The 21,992-nt window shown below is 64.3% G+C and carries 19 protein-coding genes; 14 read left to right on the top strand and 5 right to left on the bottom strand.

Annotation, left to right across the window (positions count from 1 at the left end; genetic code table 11):
* Positions 1-14: 14 nt before the first annotated feature.
* Positions 15-965 (bottom strand): DUF1853 family protein, encoded by a 951-nt coding sequence (locus tag CRO75_RS17535; RefSeq protein WP_009043604.1) that lies wholly within the window; start codon positions 963-965, stop codon positions 15-17.
* 105 nt (positions 966-1,070) lie between these two features.
* On the opposite strand from CRO75_RS17535, the gene CRO75_RS17530 reads away from it, so the two are divergent.
* The 6 genes from CRO75_RS17530 to pepN are packed head-to-tail and all read left to right on the top strand — an operon-like array spanning position 1,071 to position 7,575.
* Entirely contained in the window at positions 1,071-1,961 is an 891-nt protein-coding gene (locus tag CRO75_RS17530; RefSeq protein WP_007920913.1) for an NAD(+) kinase, read from the top strand.
* A complete protein-coding gene (locus tag CRO75_RS17525) occupies positions 1,961-2,932 on the top strand; it encodes a metallophosphoesterase (protein ID WP_097137092.1) in 972 nt (323 codons plus the stop codon). The genes CRO75_RS17530 and CRO75_RS17525 overlap by 1 nt, the downstream gene beginning before the upstream one ends.
* Entirely contained in the window at positions 2,929-3,801 is an 873-nt protein-coding gene (locus tag CRO75_RS17520; protein WP_062825704.1) for a rhomboid family intramembrane serine protease, read from the top strand. The genes CRO75_RS17525 and CRO75_RS17520 overlap by 4 nt, the downstream gene beginning before the upstream one ends.
* A 15-nt stretch (positions 3,802-3,816) precedes the next feature.
* On the top strand, positions 3,817-4,077 hold the full coding sequence (locus CRO75_RS17515) for a DUF1315 family protein (protein WP_007920905.1): 261 nt from the start codon (positions 3,817-3,819) through the stop codon (positions 4,075-4,077).
* Complete coding sequence (locus tag CRO75_RS17510) at positions 4,074-4,904, top strand: DUF2797 domain-containing protein (RefSeq protein ID WP_097137091.1); 831 nt, start codon at positions 4,074-4,076, stop codon at positions 4,902-4,904. Before CRO75_RS17515 ends, CRO75_RS17510 begins: the two co-directional genes overlap by 4 nt.
* A gap of 13 nt (positions 4,905-4,917) precedes the next feature.
* Complete coding sequence (gene pepN / locus CRO75_RS17505; protein ID WP_097137089.1) at positions 4,918-7,575, top strand: aminopeptidase N; 2,658 nt, start codon at positions 4,918-4,920, stop codon at positions 7,573-7,575.
* 144 nt (positions 7,576-7,719) lie between these two features.
* Here the strand turns inward: pepN and CRO75_RS17500 are convergent, their stop codons facing one another.
* Entirely contained in the window at positions 7,720-9,354 is a 1,635-nt protein-coding gene (locus tag CRO75_RS17500) for a SulP family inorganic anion transporter (protein ID WP_062825707.1), read from the bottom strand.
* Positions 9,355-9,749: 395 nt separating this feature from the next.
* Between CRO75_RS17500 and CRO75_RS17495 the strand changes: the two genes are divergently transcribed.
* The 8 genes from CRO75_RS17495 (at position 9,750) to CRO75_RS17465 (ending at position 16,209) form a co-directional block, all read left to right on the top strand.
* Positions 9,750-10,799 (top strand): YCF48-related protein, encoded by a 1,050-nt coding sequence (locus CRO75_RS17495; RefSeq protein ID WP_097137087.1) that lies wholly within the window; start codon positions 9,750-9,752, stop codon positions 10,797-10,799.
* A 47-nt stretch (positions 10,800-10,846) separates the two neighbouring features.
* Complete coding sequence (locus CRO75_RS17490) at positions 10,847-13,222, top strand: RND family transporter (RefSeq protein WP_097137085.1); 2,376 nt, start codon at positions 10,847-10,849, stop codon at positions 13,220-13,222.
* A 272-nt stretch (positions 13,223-13,494) separates the two neighbouring features.
* Positions 13,495-13,788, top strand: a complete 294-nt coding sequence (locus CRO75_RS17485) for a DUF5629 family protein (RefSeq protein WP_097137083.1) — start codon at positions 13,495-13,497, stop codon at positions 13,786-13,788.
* A complete protein-coding gene (locus CRO75_RS17480) occupies positions 13,775-14,947 on the top strand; it encodes a lactonase family protein (RefSeq protein WP_062825710.1) in 1,173 nt (390 codons plus the stop codon). Before CRO75_RS17485 ends, CRO75_RS17480 begins: the two co-directional genes overlap by 14 nt.
* A 168-nt stretch (positions 14,948-15,115) precedes the next feature.
* Positions 15,116-15,295, top strand: a complete 180-nt coding sequence (locus CRO75_RS17475) for a hypothetical protein (protein WP_007923220.1) — start codon at positions 15,116-15,118, stop codon at positions 15,293-15,295.
* 212 nt (positions 15,296-15,507) lie between these two features.
* The gene (locus CRO75_RS33545) at positions 15,508-15,633 is read left to right on the top strand and encodes a hypothetical protein (RefSeq protein WP_009043615.1); all 126 of its coding nucleotides are present in this window, start codon (positions 15,508-15,510) and stop codon (positions 15,631-15,633) included.
* A gap of 115 nt (positions 15,634-15,748) precedes the next feature.
* The gene (locus tag CRO75_RS17470; protein WP_097137081.1) at positions 15,749-15,955 is read left to right on the top strand and encodes a hypothetical protein; all 207 of its coding nucleotides are present in this window, start codon (positions 15,749-15,751) and stop codon (positions 15,953-15,955) included.
* Entirely contained in the window at positions 15,952-16,209 is a 258-nt protein-coding gene (locus CRO75_RS17465) for a hypothetical protein (protein WP_097137079.1), read from the top strand. The genes CRO75_RS17470 and CRO75_RS17465 overlap by 4 nt, the downstream gene beginning before the upstream one ends.
* A 111-nt stretch (positions 16,210-16,320) precedes the next feature.
* Here the strand turns inward: CRO75_RS17465 and CRO75_RS17460 are convergent, their stop codons facing one another.
* From CRO75_RS17460 to CRO75_RS17450, 3 genes are read right to left on the bottom strand one after another with little or no spacing between them, the layout of a single operon-like run.
* A complete protein-coding gene (locus CRO75_RS17460) occupies positions 16,321-16,926 on the bottom strand; it encodes a glutathione S-transferase (RefSeq protein ID WP_097137077.1) in 606 nt (201 codons plus the stop codon).
* The gene (locus CRO75_RS17455) at positions 16,923-20,564 is read right to left on the bottom strand and encodes an AAA family ATPase (protein ID WP_097137076.1); all 3,642 of its coding nucleotides are present in this window, start codon (positions 20,562-20,564) and stop codon (positions 16,923-16,925) included. Before CRO75_RS17455 ends, CRO75_RS17460 begins: the two co-directional genes overlap by 4 nt.
* Positions 20,561-21,805 (bottom strand): exonuclease SbcCD subunit D C-terminal domain-containing protein, encoded by a 1,245-nt coding sequence (locus tag CRO75_RS17450; protein ID WP_097137074.1) that lies wholly within the window; start codon positions 21,803-21,805, stop codon positions 20,561-20,563. Before CRO75_RS17450 ends, CRO75_RS17455 begins: the two co-directional genes overlap by 4 nt.
* Positions 21,806-21,992: the final 187 nt, after the last annotated feature.

Below are 21,992 nucleotides of genomic sequence, written 5' to 3'. Positions count from 1 at the left end.
GGGCAGGCGGAGGCTCAACTGGTTCCGGGGACGTTCGGCCAGAGGTCCGCCACCAGGAACAGGCGTTCGGCTTCTTCCCAATCGCCGGCGCGGTTTTCCGTCAGGCGCACCAGCAATTGCGCCGGAGCGTGCGGGTCGAGCTCCTGCAGCCAGGCTTGCAGCCGGGGGGCGCTCCAGGTTTGTTCCGCCGGGTAGGACGCTGGCGCCAGCCAGGCCTGGCGCGGCAAGGGTTGCCAGCGCCCGGGCGGGCTTTGATCGATAAAGGCCGGCCAGTCGCGCTGATGCAGCCAGCGTCCGCGCAGGTGCTGCGGGTGGGCGCCGCGGGGCGGTTGCGTGGTGCCGGGCCAGGGGTAGAGCAGGTAGCCGCCGAGCCACAGGTGGGCGCTGAAGTCCTGGATATCCATGGCCGCCAGCACCTCCAGGCTGTCGGCCCGGGCGGAGATCGGCAGCTGATGCTCGTTCAGGTGCGCCAGCTTGCGGTCCAGGCGGTCGTGGCAGCCGGGGCCCAGCCATAACGCGGTGTCCGCGCCGTTGCCGGATTGCGGGCCGAGGTAGAGCTTGATCGCCAGTTCCAGGTGGTGAATGCCGTCGCGATCGCGCAGCAGCATGTCCAGTTCGCCCAGGGTGTGGCCGGCGCGGCGGATCGGCAGGTTGGCCGCCAGCAGCTCGACACCGGGCGCGTGCTGTACGGCAAATTGCCACAGGCGTTCGTAGTAGAGCCCCAGGCGCTTGGTCGGCCCGAGAGCCAGCCAGCGGCGCAGGGCACGGCCGTCCTGGTCCAGCTGGCGCAGCCAGTGCGCCAGCAGCTGCGGCGCCTGCACCCAGTCGCTGCCGGCCAGTGGATGGCGCTGCGGCCAGGGGGTCTCGTCGAGCATCGGCGGCGCGAGGATGACCCAGGCCAGGTCGCGCACTTCAGGGTGGCGCAACTGGCGGGGGAGGTCGAGCAAGCCGGGAAACAGGATCATTCTGCGAGCATAGCGCCTAACGTCGAGGCTGAAAGGATTTTGTCTATGGCCGGCTTTCGCCCATAATCTCTGCTTTGCCCGTCCCAGAACCCCTGCAGGAGCCCCATGGAGCAATTTCGCAATATCGGCATTATCGGTCGCCTGGGCAGTTCGCAGGTGCTGGACACAGTTCGCCGACTGAAAAAGTTTCTGCTCGCCCGCCACCTGCATGTGATCCTCGAAGACACCATCGCCGAAGTCCTGCCCGGCCACGGCCTGCAGACCTCCTCGCGCAAGCTGCTGGGCGAAGTCTGCGACATGGTGATCGTGGTCGGTGGCGACGGCAGCCTGCTGGGCGCGGCCCGTGCCCTGGCGCGCCACAACATCCCGGTGCTGGGGATCAACCGCGGCAGCCTGGGCTTCCTCACCGACATTCGTCCGGACGAACTGGAGGTCAAGGTCGCCGAGGTCCTCGACGGCCACTACCTGGTGGAAAACCGCTTCCTGCTGCAGGCCGAAGTACGGCGTCACGCCGAAGCCATCGGCCAGGGCGATGCGCTCAACGATGTGGTGCTGCACCCGGGCAAGTCGACGCGGATGATCGAGTTCGAGATCTACATCGACGGTCAGTTCGTCTGCAGCCAGAAGGCCGACGGCCTGATCGTCGCCACGCCGACCGGCTCCACCGCCTACGCCTTGTCCGCCGGCGGGCCGATCATGCATCCCAAGCTCGACGCCATTGTGATTGTGCCGATGTACCCCCATACCTTGTCGGGAAGGCCGATCGTGGTCGATGGCAACAGCGAGCTGAAAATCGTCGTGTCCAAGGATATGCAGATCTACCCGCAGGTTTCCTGCGACGGGCAGAACCATTTCACCTGTGCCCCCGGTGACACCATCACCGTCAGCAAGAAGGCGCAGAAGCTGCGCCTGATCCATCCGCTGGACCACAACTATTACGAGGTCTGCCGGACCAAGCTCGGCTGGGGCAGTCGACTGGGTGGTGGAGGCGACTGATGCTCGATCCCGCGCGTAGCTACGACCTGATCGGTGACGTGCACGGTTGCGCCATGACCCTTGAGCACCTGCTGGACAAGCTCGGTTATCGCAAGCAGGGCGGAGTCTGGCGGCATCCATCGCGCATGGCGGTGTTCCTCGGCGACATCATCGACCGTGGCCCACGGATCCGCGAAGCCTTGCACATCGTCCACGACATGGTCGAGGCCGGCCAGGCGCTGTGCGTCATGGGCAACCATGAGTTCAACGCCCTGGGTTGGGTCACCCCGGCACCTCCCGGTAGCAGCAGGCAGTTCGTGCGCGAACACACGCCGCGCCATGCCCGCCTGATCAACGAGACCCTGGCGCAATTCGAGCAGTACCCCAAGGACTGGCACGATTTCCTCGACTGGTTCTACAAAATGCCGCTGTTCGTCGACGCCGGGCGTTTTCGCGTGGTGCATGCCTGTTGGGACGCCGGCCTGATCGAGCCGCTGCGGGCGCAATACCCCGATGGCTGCATCGACGAGCACTTCCTCCAGGCCTCGGCGATCCCCGGCAGCTTCGCCAATAACGTGTTCGACCGCCTGCTGCGCGGCACCGACATGCGCCTTCCCCATGGCTTGACCATGACCAGCGGCGATGGCCTGACCCGTTCGTTCTTCCGTACCAAGTTCTGGGAGGACGACCCGCAGACCTACGGCGACATCGTGTTCCAACCCGACGCGCTGCCCGAGCCGGTGGCCCGCACGCCGCTGTCCTCGGCGGAGAAAAACAACCTGCTGCGCTACGGCGTCGATGAGCCGCTGCTGTTCGTCGGCCATTACTGGCGCAGCGGCAAACCGGCGCCGATTCGCTCGAACCTGGCCTGCCTGGATTACAGCGCGGTGCTCTACGGCAAGCTGGTGGCTTATCGCCTGGACCAGGAAACCCGCCTGGACCCGGATAAATTCGTCTGGGTCTATGTCGAGCGGCCGGAGGAGCAGCAATGAGTGCGGTTGCAGTATTGCGTCTGCCGTTGAATGTGGACCTGAGTGGCTTCGTCAAACTGCTGCAGCGCATGCAGGTGCCGCACCGGGTCAGCGAGGAAGCGGGGGAGCAGGTGCTCTGGGTGCCGGACGCCATCAGCGAGGATGTGCGTTCGTTGTACGAGCGTTTTCCGGCGGGCGACCCCGAGCAGCAACTGGACATCCCCGAGGCCGGCGCCGCCATGCGCCGGCCGGGGTTCGTCGAGCAATTGCGCCGTAGCCCGGCCACCGCGCTGATCCTGCTGCTGAGCCTGATCGTCGGAGCCCTGACCCTGCTTGGCGAAAATCTCGGCACCCTGCGTTGGCTGACCTTTCTGGAATTTCGCGTGGTCGGCGACTACATCCAGTTCACGCCCCTGGCCGACAGCCTGGCGGCGGGGCAGTGGTGGCGCCTGGTCACGCCGATGCTGATCCACTTCGGCTTCCTGCACATCGCCATGAACGGCATGTGGTACTGGGAGCTGGGGCGGCGCATCGAACAGCGCCAGGGCAGCATCAACCTGCTGGGCCTGACGCTGCTGTTCAGCCTGGTGTCGAACTACGCGCAATACCTGTTCAGCGGGCCGAGCCTGTTCGGCGGCTTGTCCGGCGTGCTGTACGGCCTGCTCGGGCATTGCTGGATCTATCAGTTGCTGTCGCCCAACCCGGCCTATCGCCTGCCTCGCGGAGTACTGGCGATGATGCTGGTGTGGTTGCTGATCTGTATGTCGGGGCTGATCTCGGTGATCGGCTTCGGTGAAATCGCCAACGCCGCCCACGTCGGTGGGTTGCTCGTCGGATGCCTCACAGGTTTGTTGGGCGGCTTGTACAGTCGCCGTAAACTGGCCCTCTAATGCTGGAGACCGCTTATGTCGTCGTTTGTTGAAATGATTGAAAACATCACCCCGGACATCTACCAGAGCCTGAAACTGGCGGTAGAGATCGGCAAGTGGTCCGATGGCCGCAAGCTCACCGCCGAGCAGCGCGAGCTGTCCCTGCAGGCGATGATCGCCTGGGAAATGCAGAACCTGCCCGAAGAGCAGCGCACCGGTTACATGGGCCCGCAGGAATGTGCGTCGAAGTCGATCGAAGTGCCGAACATCCTGTTCAAGTCGGATGCCATCCATTGATCGAGATCGGCCGTGGTTCCATCAGTAAAATGTCGGCGCGCCTGGACGGGGCGGACGTGCAGTATGCCTTTCGCCTTGGCGACACCGAGGTGCCGGTCAATCCATTGATCGGCAGCACCGTGCGCCTGGAATACCTGGGGGCGATCCACTGCACCCATTGCGGGCGCAAGACCAAGACCAGCTTCAGCCAGGGTTACTGCTACCCGTGCATGACCAAGTTGGCCCAGTGCGATATCTGCATCATGAGCCCGGAACGCTGCCACTACGACGCCGGCACCTGCCGCGAGCCGTCCTGGGGCGAGCGGTTCTGCATGACCGACCACGTGGTGTACCTGGCCAACTCGTCGGGGATCAAGGTCGGCATCACCCGCGCCACCCAGTTGCCGACCCGCTGGCTCGACCAGGGCGCCAGCCAGGCGCTGCCGATCATGCGCGTGGCGACCCGCCAGCAGTCCGGTTTCGTCGAGGACCTGTTCCGCACCCAGGTGGCCGACAAGACCAACTGGCGCGCGTTGCTCAAGGGCGACGCCGAAGCGGTGGACCTGGTGCAAGTGCGCGACCAGCTGTTCGCTTCCTGCGCCGAGGGCCTGCGCGCCTTGCAGGAACGCTTCGGCCTGCAGGCGATCCAACCGGTCAGCGATGTCGAGCCGATCGAGATCCGCTACCCGGTCAAGCAGTACCCGGCCAAGATCGTCAGCTTCAACCTGGACAAGAACCCGATTGCCGAAGGCACGCTGCTGGGGATCAAGGGCCAATACCTGATCTTCGATACCGGCGTGATCAATATTCGTAAATACACGGCCTACCAGCTCGCCGTGCATCAGTAGAAGGATTCGCCGCATGCGCACCGAACAACCGAAGATGATTTACCTGAAGGACTATCAGGCGCCCGAGTACCTGATCGACGAAACGCACCTGACCTTCGAGTTGTTCGAGGACCACAGCCTGGTCCATGCGCAACTGGTGATGCGCCGCAACCCGGCGCATGGCGCCGGCCTGCCGCCGCTGGTGCTCGACGGCCAGCAGTTGGAGCTGCTGTCGGTGTCCCTGGGCGACCGCGAGCTGACGGCCGCGGATTACCAGCTGAGCGCCAGCCACCTGACCCTGCAGCCGACCAGCGAATCCTTCACCGTCGACACCAGCGTCAAGATCCACCCGGAAAGCAACACCGCCCTGGAAGGCCTGTACAAGTCCGGCGGCATGTTCTGCACCCAGTGCGAGGCCGAGGGCTTTCGCAAGATCACCTACTACCTCGACCGCCCGGATGTGATGAGCAAGTTCACCACCACCGTGGTGGCCGAGCAGCACAGCTATCCGGTGCTGTTGTCCAACGGCAACCCGATCGCCAGCGGGCCGGGCGAAGACGGCCGGCACTGGGCGACCTGGGAAGACCCGTTCATGAAGCCGGCCTACCTGTTCGCCCTGGTGGCGGGCGATTTGTGGTGCGTCGAGGACAGCTTCACCACCATGAACCAGCGCGAAGTCGCGCTGCGCATCTACGTCGAGCCGGAAAACATCGACAAGTGCCAGCACGCCATGACCAGCCTGAAGAAGTCCATGCGCTGGGACGAACAGACCTACGGCCGTGAGTACGACCTGGACATCTTCATGATCGTCGCGGTCAACGACTTCAACATGGGCGCCATGGAGAACAAGGGCCTCAACATCTTCAACTCCAGCGCCGTGCTGGCCCGCGCCGAAACCGCCACCGACGCCGCGCACCAGCGGGTCGAGGCGATCGTCGCCCACGAGTACTTCCACAACTGGTCGGGCAACCGCGTGACCTGCCGCGACTGGTTCCAGCTGTCGCTCAAGGAAGGCTTCACGGTATTTCGCGATGCCGGCTTCTCCTCGGACATGAACTCGCGCACGGTCAAGCGCATCCAGGACGTGGCCTACCTGCGCACCCACCAGTTCGCCGAAGACGCCGGCCCCATGGCCCACGCCGTGCGCCCGGAAAGCTTTATCGAGATCTCCAACTTCTACACCCTGACCGTGTACGAGAAGGGCTCGGAAGTGGTCGGCATGATCCGCACCCTGGTGGGCGCCGAAGGCTTCCGCAAGGGCAGCGACCTGTACTTCGAACGCCACGACGGCCAGGCCGTGACCTGCGACGATTTCGTCAAGGCCATGGAGGACGCCAACGGCATCGACCTGGGCCAGTTCAAGCGCTGGTACAGCCAGGCCGGCACCCCACGCCTGGCGGTCAGCGAGGCCTATGACGCGGCGGCCAGGACCTACAGCTTGACCTTCCGCCAGAGCTGCCCGCAAACCCCGGACAAGGTGGAAAAACTGCCGTTCGTGATTCCGGTCGAGCTGGGCCTGCTGGACGCCAAGGGCGCGGCCATTGCCCTGCGCCTGGCCGGCGAAGCCGCCGCGCAAGGCACTTCGCGGGTGATTTCGGTGACCGAAGCCGAGCAGACCTTCACCTTCGTCGATATCGCCGAACAGCCGCTGCCGTCCTTGCTGCGCGGTTTCTCGGCGCCGGTGAAGCTGAGCTTCCCGTACAACCGCGACCAGTTGATGTTCCTCATGCAGCACGACAGCGACGGTTTCAACCGCTGGGACGCCGGCCAGCAACTGGCGGTGCAGGTGCTGCAAGACCTGATTGCCCAGCATCAGCAGGGCCAGGCGCTGGTGCTGGACCAGCGCCTGGTCACCGCGCTGGCTACGCTGCTGGCCGATGACAGCCTGGACCAGGCCATGGTCGCGGAAATGCTTTCGCTGCCGGGCGAGGCCTATCTGACCGAGATCAGCGAAGTGGCGGATGTCGAGGCCATTCACGCGGCGCGCGAGTTCGCTCGCCAGCAATTGGCCGATAGCCTGTTCGACGCGCTGTGGAAGCGTTACCAGGCCAATCGTGAGGTCTCCCGGAGCACCGACTATGTCGCCGAGTCCGCGCACTTCGCTCGCCGCGCCCTGCAAAACATCGCGCTGTCGTACCTGATGCTCACCGAGAAGCCGCAAGTGCTGGCGGCCGCCATCGAACAGTTCGACGCCGCCGACAACATGACCGAGCGCCTGACCGCGCTGGCGGTGCTGGTCAACTCGCCGTTCGAGGCTGAGAAGGCCAAGGCCCTGGCAGTGTTCGCCGAGCACTTCAAGGACAACGCCCTGGTCATGGACCAGTGGTTCAGCGTCCAGGCCGGCAGCACGCTGCCGGGCGGGCTGGAGCGGGTCAAGGCCTTGATGCAGCACCCGGCGTTCAACATCAAGAACCCGAACAAGGTGCGCGCCCTGATCGGCGCCTTCGCCGGCCAGAACCTGATCAACTTCCACGCCGCGGACGGCTCCGGCTACCGCTTCCTGGCCGACCTGGTGATCCAGCTCAACGGTTTCAACCCGCAGATCGCCTCGCGGCAACTGGCGCCGCTGACCCGCTGGCGCAAATACGACAGCGCCCGCCAGGCGCTGATGAAAGGCGAGCTGGAGCGCATCCGTGCTTCCGGCGAGCTGTCCAGCGACGTGTTCGAAGTGGTGAGCAAAAGCCTCGCCTGACGCCGGGCTTGGGCCTATGTAGGCTCGACAGCTGTAGTCGCTGCCGAGCCTGCGAGGCTGCGAAAAGCCCCGCAGGGGCTTGCCTGACGATCTCCCGTCCAGCCTCTTGCGTCCCCGCGGGCCGTTCGCAGCCTGCGGCAGCGGCTACAGGGTGGTGGTCAGGGCGCTGCTCAGGTCAGGGTGATAGTTCTGCGCGCCGATGGCGTGCAGAATGCCGACCCGCTCAAGCTTGGTGTGGACCTTGAGGTTGGCTTCGCACAGCTTCACCACAATCCCGCGTTTATGCAGCTGGCCAATCACTTCCTCCAGCATCTGCAAGCCCGTGATGTCCATGAAAGGCACGTGTCTCAGGCGAATGATCAGCACCCGCGGGTCGCTGTGAGTCTGCGCCAGCGCTCGTTCGAAAGTCTCCGCGGCACCAAAGAACAGCGGCCCCTCGATGGTGTAGATCAGCACGCCCGGTGGCAGATGCAACTGGCCGTTGCCGTGCAGCTCGTGCTGCAGGTCCTGCTCCACCACCTGTTGCACCTCCACCGAGGAGGCCATGCGCCGCAGGAAATGCAGCATCGCCAGAATCACCCCGATATTCACCGCGATCACCAGGTCGCTGAACACCGTGAGGGTAAAGGTGGCCAGCAGAATCGCCACGTCCGCCCGGGGCGCCCGCTGCACCATGCGCTTGAAGTGGTGCAGCTCGCTCATGTTGTAGGCCACCACGAACAGGATCGCGGCCAGGGCGCACAGCGGAATATTGGCCGCCAGCGGCGCGAGAAACAGGATGATCAGCACCAGGACCAAGGCATGGACGATGCCCGCCAGCGGGCTGCTGCCGCCGTTGCGGATATTGGTCGCGGTGCGGGCAATGGCGCCGGTGGCGGCGAATCCGCCGAACAGCGGCGTGGCCAGGTTGGCGATGCCCTGGCCGATCAGTTCCTGGTTGGAGTCGTGGCGGGTACCGGCCATGCCGTCGGCCACCACCGCCGACAACAGCGACTCGATGGCGCCGAGCATGGCGATGGCGAAGGCCGGGCCGATCAGGTCCAGCACCCGGGGCAGGCTGATCTCAGGCAGTTGCAGCGCCGGCAAGCCCTGGGGAATGCCGCCAAAGGCACTGCCGATGGTGGCCACTCCGTCGAACTGGAACAGTGACTGCAGGGCCGTGGCCAGGGTCATGGCGACCAGGGGCGCCGGCAGGCGTTTGAGCTGCGCGACCCTGGGCACGCCCCACAACAGCGCCAGGCTGAGCAGGGCCAGCAGGGTGGTGGCCAGGTGCAGGTCGGGCAGGGCCTGCAACAGGTGCCAGAGCTTCTGGTGAAAGTGCTCGCCGCCGACGGCGGGCAGGCCGAAGAAGTCCTTCCACTGGCTGACCCAGATGATCACCCCGATCCCGGCGGTAAAGCCGAGTATCACCGGGTCCGGGATGAACTTGATCAGGGCCCCCAGGCGACTGATGCCCAGCAGGAACAGGATGATCCCGGCCATCATGGTCGCCAGTTGCAGGCCGTCGACCCCGTACTTGGCGGTGACTCCGGCCAGAATCACGATAAAGGCCCCGGTGGGCCCGGCGATCTGCAAGCGGCTGCCGCCGAACAGCGACACCAGCAGGCCGCCGACGATGGCGGTGTAGATCCCCTGTTCAGGCTTGACCCCGGAGGCGATGGCGAAGGCCATGGCCAACGGCAGCGCCACCACGCCGACAATCACCCCGGACACCAGGTTGCGGGCCCAGTGCGCGCGTCCCAGCAATCCGGCTTTCCACGCCTCGCGTATGGCAATCATGGCTCACTCCTGAAGTCCGGCTTGCAGACCACGCAGCTCAATCATAGCCAAAGCCGGGAGGCGCGGCCCCTGGCCTGAATCAGTCTTTGCGCGGCTATCGGCTGCAGATGCTTGGGGATCGAGGGGCGCAGTCCGCGGCGTTGGTGTTCCAGCCTCAGCTACGCTTCGTACGTTGCCTCAGTATCGACTGAGCAGTCAGGTTCCAGGCCGGGTACGGTGGTTAACAAAAGATAACGTGGCGTCGATTGTCAGACGTTTCTAAAGCCCGATAGGATAGGTCAGCTTCCGAAGGGGCTCTAGATTGCAGGTTTCAGGACGGTGTCCTGGATCCCATGCCCCGAACGGCGCCCTGTAAAGGTTGAACGACCTAACAATAATAAATGGGGGAAAGGTCTATGAGTGAGCCTGTCATGGGTGTGAGTTCCTGTCGCCCGCCGGCCTTGCGCAGATTTGCGTTGCTGGCTACAGCGCTCTCGCTGTTGGGGGTCGCCCTGTTGCCGGCTCCCGTCCAGGCCGCTGCGTCCGCGGCGGACACTGTCTACTCCACCGAATCGGCCAAGGCCAGCAAGGGCCTGATGCTCGATGTCGTGCATGCCGGTTCGCGCCTGGTCGCCGTTGGCGATCGCGGGCACATTCTCTATTCCGACGACCAGGGCCAGACCTGGACCCAGGCCAAGGTACCGACCCGCCAGCTGCTGACCGCGGTGTACTTTGTCGACGCCAAGCACGGTTGGGCCGTCGGCCACGATGCCCAGGTGCTCGCCAGCGAAGACGGCGGCCTGACCTGGACCAAGCAATTCGAAGACCTCAAGCGCGAAGCGCCGCTGCTGGATCTGTGGTTCCAGGACACCCGCAACGGTTTTGCCGTAGGTGCCTACGGCGCGCTGCTGGCCACCATCGACGGCGGTAAAACTTGGGAAGACGCCAGCGACCGCCTGGACAACGAAGACCAGTACCACCTCAACGCCATTGCCGCAGTGAAGGATTCCGGCCTGTTCATCGTTGGCGAACAGGGCAGCATGTTCCGCTCCGCCGACTGGGGGCAGACCTGGGAACGCCTCGAAGGCCCTTATGAAGGTTCGTTCTTCGGCGTGATCGGCACCGCCCAGCCCGCCACGCTGCTGGCTTACGGCCTGCGCGGCAACCTCTATCGCTCCACCGATTTTGGCAGCACCTGGGAGCAGGTCGAGCTCAAGGCGGCCCGCGGCAGCCTGGAGTTCGGCCTGTCCGGCGCCACGCTGCTGGACGACGGCTCCCTGGTGATCGTCGGCAACGGCGGCAGCGTGGTGCGCAGCACCGACAACGGCGTGACCTTCAGCGTCTACAACCGTCCGGACCGGATCTCCCTGGCAGCGGTGACGGCGGCCGGCAATGGCAACCTGATTCTGGCGGGGCAGGGCGGTGTGCGCTCGACCTCGGCGAATGGCGCCGATCTCGGAAAATAATCAGGGCAAGCAAGCCGGGCCAATAATAAGAAGGCGGGAACACTTCCATGAGCAGTCATCAAACCGACAAGGCGACGTTTCTCGAGCGTCTGATTTTCAACAATCGCCCGGCAGTGATCGTCATCTGCCTGCTGGTCAGCGTTTTCCTGTTCTGGCAGGCCACGCTGATCAAGCCGTCCACCAGCTTCGAAAAAATGATCCCGCTCGAGCATCCCTTCATCGAGAAGATGATGGAGCATCGCAACGACCTGGCGAACCTGGGCAACACCGTGCGCATCTCGGTGGAAGCCAAGGACGGCGACATCTTCACCAAGGAGTACATGGAGACGCTGCGGCAGATCCACGACGAGGTGTTCTACATCTCCGGCGTCGACCGCTCGGGCCTGAAATCGCTGTGGAGCCCCAGCGTGCGCTGGACCGAAGTGACGGAGGAAGGCTTCGCCGGCGGCGAAGTGATCCCGCAGAGCTACAACGGCTCGGCCGACAGCCTCGACCTGCTGCGCAACAACGTGCTCAAGTCGGGGCAGGTCGGGCGCCTGGTGGCCAACGACTTCAAGTCGAGCATCGTCGACATCCCGCTGCTGGAGTCCTACCCGGACCCGGAGGACCAGGGCAAGCTGCTGGCCCTGGACTACCAGAAGTTCTCCCACGAGCTTGAGGAAAAGATCCGCGACAAGTTCGAGGCGCAGAACCCCAATGTGAAGATTCACATCGTCGGTTTCGCCAAGAAGGTCGGCGACCTGATCGACGGCCTGATCATGGTGGTGATGTTCTTCGGCGTCGCCTTCCTGATCACCCTGGTGCTGCTGTACTGGTTCACCTGGTGCATCCGCAGCACCATTGCCGTGCTCATCACCACCCTGGTGGCGGTGGTCTGGCAGCTGGGCCTGATGCACGCCGTGGGCTTTGGCCTCGACCCTTATTCGATGCTGGTGCCGTTCCTGATCTTCGCCATCGGCATTTCCCACGGCGTGCAGAAAATCAACGGGATCGCCCTGCAATCCAGCGGTGCCGACAACGCCCTGACCGCGGCCCGGCGCACCTTCCGCCAGTTGTTCCTGCCGGGGATGATCGCGATCCTCGCCGACGCCGTGGGCTTCATCACCCTGTTGATCATCGACATCGGGGTGATTCGCGAACTGGCCATCGGCGCGTCCATCGGCGTGGCGGTGATCGTGTTCACCAACCTGATCCTGCTGCCGGTGGCGATTTCCTATGTCGGCATCAGCAAGCGCGCGATCGAGCGCAGCAAGAAGGATGCGACCCGCGAGCATCCGTTCTGGCGCCTGCTGTCGAACTTCGCCAGCCCGAAAGTCGCCCCGGTGTCGATCTTCCTGGCCCTGCTGGCCTTCGGTGGCGGCCTCTGGTACAGCCAGAACCTGAAGATCGGCGACCTCGACCAGGGCGCGCCGGAGCTGCGTCCGGACTCGCGCTACAACAAGGACAACAACTTCATCATCAACAACTACTCCACCAGTTCCGACGTGCTGGTGGTGATGGTCAAGACCGCCTCCGAAGGCTGCTCGCGCTACGAAGCCATGGCGCCGATCGACGAGCTGATGTGGAAGATGCAGAACACCGAGGGCGTGCAGTCGGCGATTTCCCTGGTGACCGTGTCCAAGCAGATGATCAAGGGCATGAACGAGGGCAACCTGAAATGGGAAACCCTGTCGCGCAACCCGGATGTGCTGAACAACTCCATCGCCCGGGCCGACGGCCTGTACAACAACAATTGCTCGCTGGCGCCGGTGCTGATCTTCCTCAACGACCACAAGGCCGAGACCCTCGACCGCGCGGTGCATGCGGTGCAGGCGTTCGCCAAGGAGCACAACAAGGAGGGCCTGGAGTTCCTGCTGGCGGCGGGTAACGCCGGGATCGAGGCGGCCACCAACGAAGTGATCAAGCGCTCGGAACTGACCATCCTGGTGCTGGTGTACATCTGCGTGGCGGTGATGTGCATGATCACCTTCCGCTCGTGGGCGGCGACCCTGTGCATCGTGTTGCCGCTGGTGCTGACTTCGGTGCTGGGTAACGCGCTGATGGCGTTCATGGGCATTGGCGTGAAGGTCGCGACCTTGCCGGTGGTGGCGCTCGGGGTGGGGATCGGCGTGGACTACGGGATCTACATCTACAGCCGCCTGGAAAGCTTCCTGCGTGCCGGCCTGCCGTTGCAGGAGGCCTACTACCAGACCCTGAAGTCCACCGGCAAGGCGGTGCTGTTCACCGGCCTGTGCCTGGCCATCGGCGTGGCTACCTGGATCTTCTCGGCCATCAAGTTCCAGGCCGACATGGGCCTGATGCTGACCTTCATGCTCCTGTGGAACATGTTCGGCGCTCTGTGGCTGCTGCCGGCGCTGGCACGGTTCCTGATCAAGCCGGAGAAACTGGCGGGGCAGAAGGGCAACTCGCTGTTCGCCCACTAAGCCCTCAAGGCTGCAAGCAAAACCGCGACCCAGGTCGCGGTTTTTTATTGCCCGTCTCCATGACCGGTAGCCGCTGCCGAGCCCGCGAGGCTGCGATCGACCGGCACGGTCGCGGCGGTCTTCCTGGCGCAGGAGGGCCTTCGGCCCTGGCGCAGCCTGCGGCAGCGGCTACAGGGTTTGTAACAATGGGGCGCGCGAACTTTGCAATGCCACTACAGCCGCGCCGCGCCGGACCCGCTATCATGGCCGCTTTCCATTGCTGACTGACGACCATGACTGCCGCTACAGACACTTTGCTGACTGCCCTCCAAGCCTGCGACATGCTGGAAATCGACGGGCTGCATGCCTTCGACTTCACCCTTGACGACCAACAGCTGCTGATCGAATGCATGGACGGCCGCGCGGCCAAGCGCTGGAGTTTCAGCCTGGCCCAGGTCAACGCCGCGACCTTCGACGACACGCTGCAGAGCTGGACCATCGTCGGCGATTGCGGTGAGCACCGCCTGGTGTGCATGAGTGCTTTCAGTGCCCGTAACGATGAGGAGGATGAACATGAGGATGCGTAACTTCTGGCCACTGCTGATGGCTGGCAGTGTCGGCGCCATGGCTGTGCAGGCCGCGCCGGTCGAGACCCAGGAACTGCTGGTCGGTTCCTACACCCAGGGCCAGAGCGAAGGCATCTACCGCCTCAAGTTCGACGGTCGCACCGGCAAGATCGACGCCAAGCCGCTGCAGGTGGTCAAGAGCGCCAACCCGTCCTGGCTGACCCTGTCCAAGGACCAGAAACAGCTGTTCGTGGTCAACGAGAACGGGCCAGGACAAGCCGACCCGATCGGCCGGGTCAGCAGCTTTGGTATCGAAGCCAAGAGCCGCAAGCTGAACCCGATCAACCAGGTGCAGAGCCTGGGCAACGAGCCGACGCATTCGAGCCTGAGCGGCGATGGCCGCTACCTGTTCGTCAGCAACTACTCGGTGGTCGCGGATCCAGGCGGCAGCCTCGCGGTGTTGCCGGTTGGTACCGATGGCAAGCTGTCGCCGGTGGTCCAGCTCAGCAGCCACCCAGGCAGCCGGGTCAACCCCGAGCGCCAGGTGGCGGCCCACGTGCATTCGGTGGTGTCGTCGCCGGACGGCCAGTTCGTGTTCGCCAGCGACCTGGGCGCGGACAAGATCTTCGTCTACCGCTACGACCCCAAGGCCAACGCCGAGCGCCCCCTGACCGCGGCCGAGCCGGCATTCGTCGAGCTGCCGCCGGGCAGCGGCCCACGGCACCTGCTGTTCAGCGCCGATGGCAAGCACGCCTACCTGACCCTGGAAATGAGTGCCCAGGTGGTGATGTTCGATTACCAGGACGGCAAGCTGACCCAGAAGCAGATCCTCGACTTGACCAGTGGCGGTAAGGATAAGAAGGCGGCGGGCGCGCTGCATGCCTCGAAAGATGGCAAGTACCTGTACGTGAGCAACCGCGGCACGGCCAATCAGTTGCTGGTGTTCGCCATCGACGAAGCCACCGGCCAGCTCAAGGAGATCCAACGGCGTTCGGTGGAGGGCGATCACCCTCGCGAGTTCAGCCTCGATCCGAGCAACAAGTACGTGCTGATCGGCAACCAGAAGAGCAACGAAATCGTGGTGATCGAGCGCGACGCCAAGACCGGTTTCCTCGGCAAGACCGTGCAGAAACTGCCGTTCGATTCACCCAGCGATATCAAGTTCCTGGTGCGTCAATAAGCCACAGGCCCCGGTTGACGGGGCCTGAGCCTTTCTATTAATGACGCTGATATCTGCTACTGCTGGAAAAGATTTCAACCCGCCAACCCTCGGGCGTAGTTTTGCTTCACGGCCCGGCGCATCAAGGCTTCCGGGCAAACCAGCCGACTGCATACGAGGGTTACCCGAATGAACTTCAATCTCTTCTCCGTGATCGCCGCTTCCGCCATCTCCGCTACCGTGGCCCTGCCAGCCAGCGCCAACGTGGAAATCAGCGAGAAAAAATCCGCGACCAACACCTACACCCAGAAGTACCTGCAACAGAGCGCCAACTTCTACGCCGCCCTGGATCACAAGATCCAACACTGAAATTCCCCGCAACGCCCAGGTATGCAGGAGCGAAGTCACTGGCTTCCCTGAATGGACTCGTTCATCCAGCGGACCGGCAGTGATGTCGCTCCTGCATCACCTGTATGCGACGTTTTCCCTCATGCCGGGCAAATTAGCTTGGTAATGTCATATCGCCATATGTTTAAATTTGACGCTAATTAATTGACTCCTCCTTTCCAAGGATTGACAGCATGGCGATGCGTCTGGCAGTGGTTCTTCTGTTCCTTTATTCCACCCCGATTCTCTCGGCTGCCCAGCCCGTCGAAGGCGAGCCGGAAACCTCTCGCGAGCGCATGCTGACCCTGCTTGGGGATTGATTGGCCGCGGATTCACGATCAATCCAACTGATGGTGACTATGCACCGAGGTTGTTTCTGCGGCGGGCGCTTTTAACGGATTCTGTGGGCACGCAAACATGCCCACGGAGACCACCATGGCCCACTCGATCCTCACCTCTGCCAAGCGCGGCGCCTATGTCGCCATTGGCCTGTACCTGGCCATGGTCCTCCTGGTCAGCCTCTCGACCCAGACCCCGTCGGCAGTGCAACCGCCGATCCAGGTCGCTTACCCGGCCATCCAGTTCGAACACCGCGCGCAAGCCGCCGAACACCCTGCGGATGCGGGAGTGGCGCTGCTATGAGAGGACGCAGGTTCTGGGTCATTGCCGTCCTGGCGTTCATGACCAATGGCGCGTCCTTGCTGGGGATAGGGCAGGGCTCGGCAGGCTCGCTGGCCCGGGCCATCGAATGCAATCACAACATCGCCCACAACATTGAAACCGCCAAGGCCCTGGGCCTGTTGGCCGGCAACCCGCCAGCCAAACCCAAGGCCGCGTTCTTCGGCCCGTTCAGCGTCGATTGCTCGGCGTTGCAGATGTGCAGTGTGCTGGCCTGATCCGAGGAACAACCCTGCAGCCGCTGCCGCAGGCTGCGGTAGGTCCGAAGGACCTCCTGCGGTCGGGAGATCGCAGCGCCCGTTCCGGTCGATCGCAGCCTTCGGCAGCGGCTACAAGGGCGGTTTGGCCATCACCTGGGTGAACAGCTCCGACTCCAGGAACCGCTGCAACCAGCGCTGCAAATGCCGGTAAGGCGTCTTCGCGAACCATTCGCGATCGACATGGGCGAACTGCCGCACGAACGGCGCCAGGGCCATGTCCGCCAGGCTCGGGTGATCGGCCAGCAGGTAGTCGCGCAGGCTCAACAGTTCATCCAACTGCCGTAGAAATACTTCTCCCTGGCCGCGGTAATGCTCCATCGGCTGCTCGGGATAACGCTCGGCGTATTTGTAGCGATTGAGGTGCAGCTTGAACACCTGGTCGTTTTCCGCGATCAGCGCGTCGATCCGGTGCTGCGCCGGCCCATCGTCCTTCAGTAACCAATCCTGCGGATCGTGCTGGGCCAGGGCCCAGCGCATGATATCCAGGCTTTCGTCGATCACCCGGCCGTCAACATTGAGCACCGGCACCGTGCCCTTGGGCGACAGCGCCAGCATCTCGGCCGGCTTGGCCTTGAGGCTGACTTCGACGATCTCCAGCGGCACCCCGCTGTAGCGCAGCGCGAGGCGCGCACGCATGGCGTAGGGGCAGCGACGGAACGAATACAACGTATTCATTTCACCTCCAGGGTACTCAGGCCGTTGCCCTGGCGCCGTACCTGGATCTGCACCGGAATCCGCTCGTGCATTTCCTGCACGTGGGAAATCACCGCCACCTTGCGCCCCTGGGCCTGCAAGCCGTCGAGGGCGTCCATCGCCAGTTGCAGGGATTCCGGATCGAGGCTGCCGAAGCCTTCGTCGATAAACAGCGATTCGATCTTCAGCGTGCTGGAAGCCATGGACGCCAGGCCCAGGGCCAGCGCCAGGGACACCAGGAAGGTCTCGCCGCCGGACAGCGAATGCACCGAGCGCAGTTCATCGCCCATTTCCGTGTCCATCACCAGCAGGCCGAGCATGCTGCCGCCGCGCTTGAGGCGATAGCGCCGCACCAGCTGGCGCAGCTGCGCGTTGGCGTGATGCACCAGCAGATCGAGGTTGTAGGCCTGGGCGATCTTGCGGAAGGTGTCGCCGCTGGCCGAACCGATCAAGGCATTGAGGCGCGCCCAGCGCTGCCATTCGGTGTAGGCCTGGGCGATCTGTTCGCCCAGCGCCTGGTTGGCGTCTTGCCGGCGCTGGTCTTCGGTCTGCTGGGCGCGCAGTTCGGCGCTCAACTGTTCGCTGGCGGCCAGCTGGTTGTGCAGCTCGCCCAGGGCGCCGGCCAGTTGTTCGGCGTCGAGCTGGCCGTTGTGCTGGGCCTGATGGCTGTGCAGGCGCTGCTCACGTTCAGTGACCAGGACCCTGGCCTGTTCCACCGCCTTTTCGCGCTCTTGCAACTGCTGACGCAATGCGGCGACCTGCTGGTCGTCGAGGCTGAGCAATTGCTCCAGCGCGCCGTCGTCCAGCTCCGGGTGCTGCTGGCGCCAGACGGCGATCTTGCTGCCCAGCTCCTGCTGCTCGGCTTCAAGGGCCAGCAGGCGTTCCTCCTTGCCTTGCAGTTCCGCGCCCAGCTGCACCAGCAGGCGACGGACTTCCTGCAACTGCTGGTTGGCCAGCACCTCGGCGGCGCGCGCCTGTTCCACGGCCTGTTCCAGATGCTGCTGCCATTGTTCGGCACTGGCATGTTCGCCCAGCAGTTGCGCGAGCTTGTTGTGGGCCGCCTGCTGCTGTTCGGCCAGGGTATTGAATTGTTCCTGGGCGGCTTGCAGTTGCTGCAAGCGGGTCTGCTGGCGGTCCTGTTCCTTGTCCAGGGCCAGCTGGCGCTGTTGCTGCTCTTGCACTTCTTCCTTCTGCTGGTCGAGCTGCTCCAGGCGTTGCATGACCTGCTGGTCGATCTGCATGAACGTCGCGGCCGGGTCGTTGCGCAGGGCTTCGAGGGTATCGGCCGGCAATAGGGTGGCGAAGGCCGACAGCTCTTCTTCCAGGCGCTGGCGGTCCGCGCCCAGCTGCTGTTGCTGCTGGGTCAGCTGGTGCGTGGCCTCGTGACTGGCTTCGATCGCTGCCTGCAGTTGCTGTTGCAGGCGCCCGGCGTCCTTTTGCAGTTTCAGCAGGGCGCCTTGGCGCTGTTCGTCCTGCTGGATGCTCTGGTTCAGCTGGCTCAGTTGCTGGTTCAACCAGGCATCGCGCTTGTCGGCGTCCAGGTCGAGCAGCGCCGCCGACAACGGATGGGCTTCGATGCTTGGCGCCAGGGCCTGCTGCTGGCTGGCCAGTTGTTCCTGTTGCTGGAGGAATTCCTTTTGCTGGGCGATCAGGCCGCCGACCTGGCTGCGCAGTTCGGCGAGTTTTTCCTTGAGTTCATCCACCGCCTTGCGTGCGTTGGCTTCTTCGCTTTCGTCGTGACGGCCCAGGCTCTGCAACAGCGCCTCGGGCTGATGGTAGGGATGCTCGTGGCTGCCGCAGACCGGGCAGGGCTGATCGTCCTGCAACTGTTCGCGCAGCTCTTCGACACTGGCACTGCGCGCCAGGCGCTGGCGTTCCAGCAGTTGCTGGGTCACCGTCAGGGTCTGTTCGGCGACCGTGAGTTCGGCCTTGCTCTGCAGGCCGATCCGGTTCAGCTCTTCGCGCTGGCGCGCCGCGGCCTGCAGTTTGTCCGCCAGTTCCGCGCCGCGTTTATCCAGCTCCTGTTGGCTGGCCCACAGCCGCGCCAGTTCTTCGAAGGCACGCTGTTGTTTGCGGTTGTCTTGCAGCAGGTCGCTGAGGATCTGCAACTGTTCGGCCACCGCGTGGGGCTCGGCGCCGGCTTCGCTGTACAGCACTTGCAGTTCATCGCGTTGCGCGGCCAGTTGCTGCGCGGCGCTGGCGGCCCGTTGTTGCAGGCCGGGCAGTTCTTCCTGGCCCTTGTTCAGCCGGTTGCCGGCCAGCATCAACTGTTGCAGGCGATCGCGGTAGGCGTTCCAGGCATCGCTCAGCGGCGCCAGATGAGTACTGTGTTCCAACTGTTCGGCAATCCGCTGCAGGCGTTCGCCCACCAGGCGCTGCTGTTCGAGCATGGCCTGGATCGCCTGCTGGCCTTGTTCGCTGGCCTGTTGCAGTTTGTCCTTGAGCGCGCCGGCTTCACCGCAGGTTTTGCCCAGGTGGGCGAGGGTGCTTTGCTCGGCAAAGGCCTCGCGCAGCAGCGGCGCGCTGGTGTTTTGCTGTTCCTGGGCGGCGAGCAACGCGGCCTGGGCCGCGCCCAGTTGCTGCTCCAGTTCGCTTTGGCGTTGCTGCTCTGCGCCTTGTTGCTGGCGTTGTTGCTGGATCTGTTCGCGCAGCGGCGTCAGTTGCTGGTTCAGTTCCACCTGCCGGGCGAACTGATGGCGTTGCGGCGCCAGCTGCTCCAGGCGGGTCAGCCGGGTCCGCTCGCTGGCCAGGCCTTCCCAGGCCGATTGCGCCTGTTGCAGTTGCTCGGCGGCACTATGCTGCTGGTCCTGCAACTGCTGCAATTCCTTGAGCCAGCCGTGTTGCAGCTCCAGCTGCTTGAGCTGCGCCTGCTGGGTCTTGAGCTGCTGCTGGGCGGCGTCGAAGCGCTGGTCCAGTTCGGCCCGCGCCTCGGGCTCCAGCGGGGTGATGCCGCTGGCCTGGGCCTTGAGGGTCTTGTGCTGTTCCTCGGCGTCCTTGCTCTTGCTGTAGGCGCGCCGCCCCAGCTGGCTGTAGATCGAGGTGTTGGTGAGCTTTTCCAGTAGCTCGCTGCGTTCCTTGTCATCGGCCTTGAGGAAGGCGCTGAACTCGCTCTGGGCCAGCATCACCGCACGGGTGAACTGCTCGAAGTTGAGCCCCAGCTTGGCTTCGATCAATTGCTCGTAGTCGCGCTTCTGGCTGGCCAACAGTTGATTGCTGTCCAGGTCGTGCAGGCTCTGCTTGCTGGCCTGCAGCTTGCCGTTGGCCTTGTCCCGGGCGCGGTTGGTTTCCCAGCGGGCGCGGTAGCGATGGCCGTCGATGCCGACGAAGTCGACCTCGGCGTAGCCGCTGCCGGTGCCACGGCGCAGCAGGGTGCGCGGGTCGCTGGTGAGCATTTCGCTGTCGACCTCCGGCACCTTGGTTTCGCGGCCGATATTGTTCAGCCGCGGCACCGCGCCGAACAGCGCCAGGCACAGGGCGTCGAGCAGGGTGCTCTTGCCGGCGCCGGTGGGCCCGGTAATGGCGAACAGCCCGGCGCTGGCCAGGGGCTCGGCGGTGAAGTCGATTTCAAAGGGGCCGGCCAGGGAGGCCAGGTTCTTCAGGCGGATGGCAAGAATCTTCATGGCTGCTCGTCCTCGTGCTGCACTTCCTGGAGCAGTTGCGCGAAGTCCTTGAGGGTCTGTTCGTCCACCTCGCTGCCGTAGCTGTCCAGCCAGGCGCGGCTGAACAGGTCCTGTGGGCTGAGCTGGTCCAGCTCCACCAGTTGCGCGGCGCCGTCGTCGCCCTCGCGGCCGCCGTTGCCGGCGTATTCGGCGGCGATGCGCACCAGGCGCACGGCCTTGCCCTGCAGGGCGCTTTCCACTTGCTGGCGCAGGTCCGGCTGCGGCTCGTCCAGGCGCACCCGCACCTCCAGCCAGGGCTGGCGCTGTTCTTCGGCCAGCAGATCGATGTCCGGCAACTCGGCCAGTTGCAGCAGGATCTCCGCCAGCGGCGCCGGGCCCAGGCGTTGCAGGTTGACCGCCCGCGGGATCAGCCGCGGTTCGACGCTGACCAGGGTCTCGCCGTCGAGCTGGATGTCGAGGATCTGGTGCTGGTAGCCGATCTCGGAGAACGACAGCGGAATCGGCGAACCGCTGTAGCGGATGCGCTCCTCGCCATTGACCTTCTGCGGCTTGTGCAGATGCCCCAGGGCCACGTAGCTGATGCTCGGGCCGAACAGGCTGGCGGGCAGGGCCTCGGCGTTGCCGATGATCAGGCTGCGCTCGGAGTCTTCCGATACCGAGCCACCGGCCATATGCGCGTGGCTGATGGCGACCAGCGCCTGGCCCGGCTGGCGCTTGGCGTTGGCCGCGGCGATCAGCCATTCATGCACCTGGCCAATGCCCCGCAGGTAATCGTCACCCAGGTGCGCGCCGGTGACTTCCGCCGGGCGCAGGAACGGCAGCGCCAGGCACCAGCCGGCAATCGCGCCGCTGGCATCCGGCAACGGCAGCAACAGACGCTCGCTGTCCAACTGCCCGTCGTCCAGCCACAACACCCGGCCCAAGGCATGGGTGCGCAGACGCCGCATCAAGGGCGCCGGCAACTCGATGCGCGAACCCGAGTCATGGTTGCCGGCGATCATCACAATGGTCAGGCCGGGCTGCTGTTCATGGGCGCTGACAATAAAGTCGTACAGCCGCTCCTGGGCTTTGACCGGCGGGTTGACCGTGTCGAAGATATCGCCGGCAATCAGCAGCACATCAGGGCTGTGCAGCGCCAGCTGGCGCAACAGCCATTCAAGAAAGCAGGCATGCTCGAAATCGCGTTCCTGGCCATGGAGGTTCTGCCCCAGGTGCCAGTCGGAGGTGTGAAACAGACGCAAGGCAAACTCCGCAAACAATCAGGTGAGCCGCAGGGAGGAGGAGAGCGGCGTGAGGGGGGAGAGTTTACTGCAAATCGGCTGGGGGGCTTAGTTGGATGGCGAATAGTGGTGCCGTTTAGCGGCAGCCAACAGTTGACGCTCGGCAAGAGAGCGCTTGAGTCATGGGACGACGCTTGCGCGGATCATT

Origin of the sequence: Pseudomonas sp. LAMO17WK12:I10 (assembly GCF_900215185.1) — a bacterium.
GTDB lineage: Bacteria > Pseudomonadota > Gammaproteobacteria > Pseudomonadales > Pseudomonadaceae > Aquipseudomonas > Aquipseudomonas chlororaphis.
Note: the sequence above shows the minus strand (reverse complement) of the source record. Positions and strands in the feature narration are given on the sequence as shown.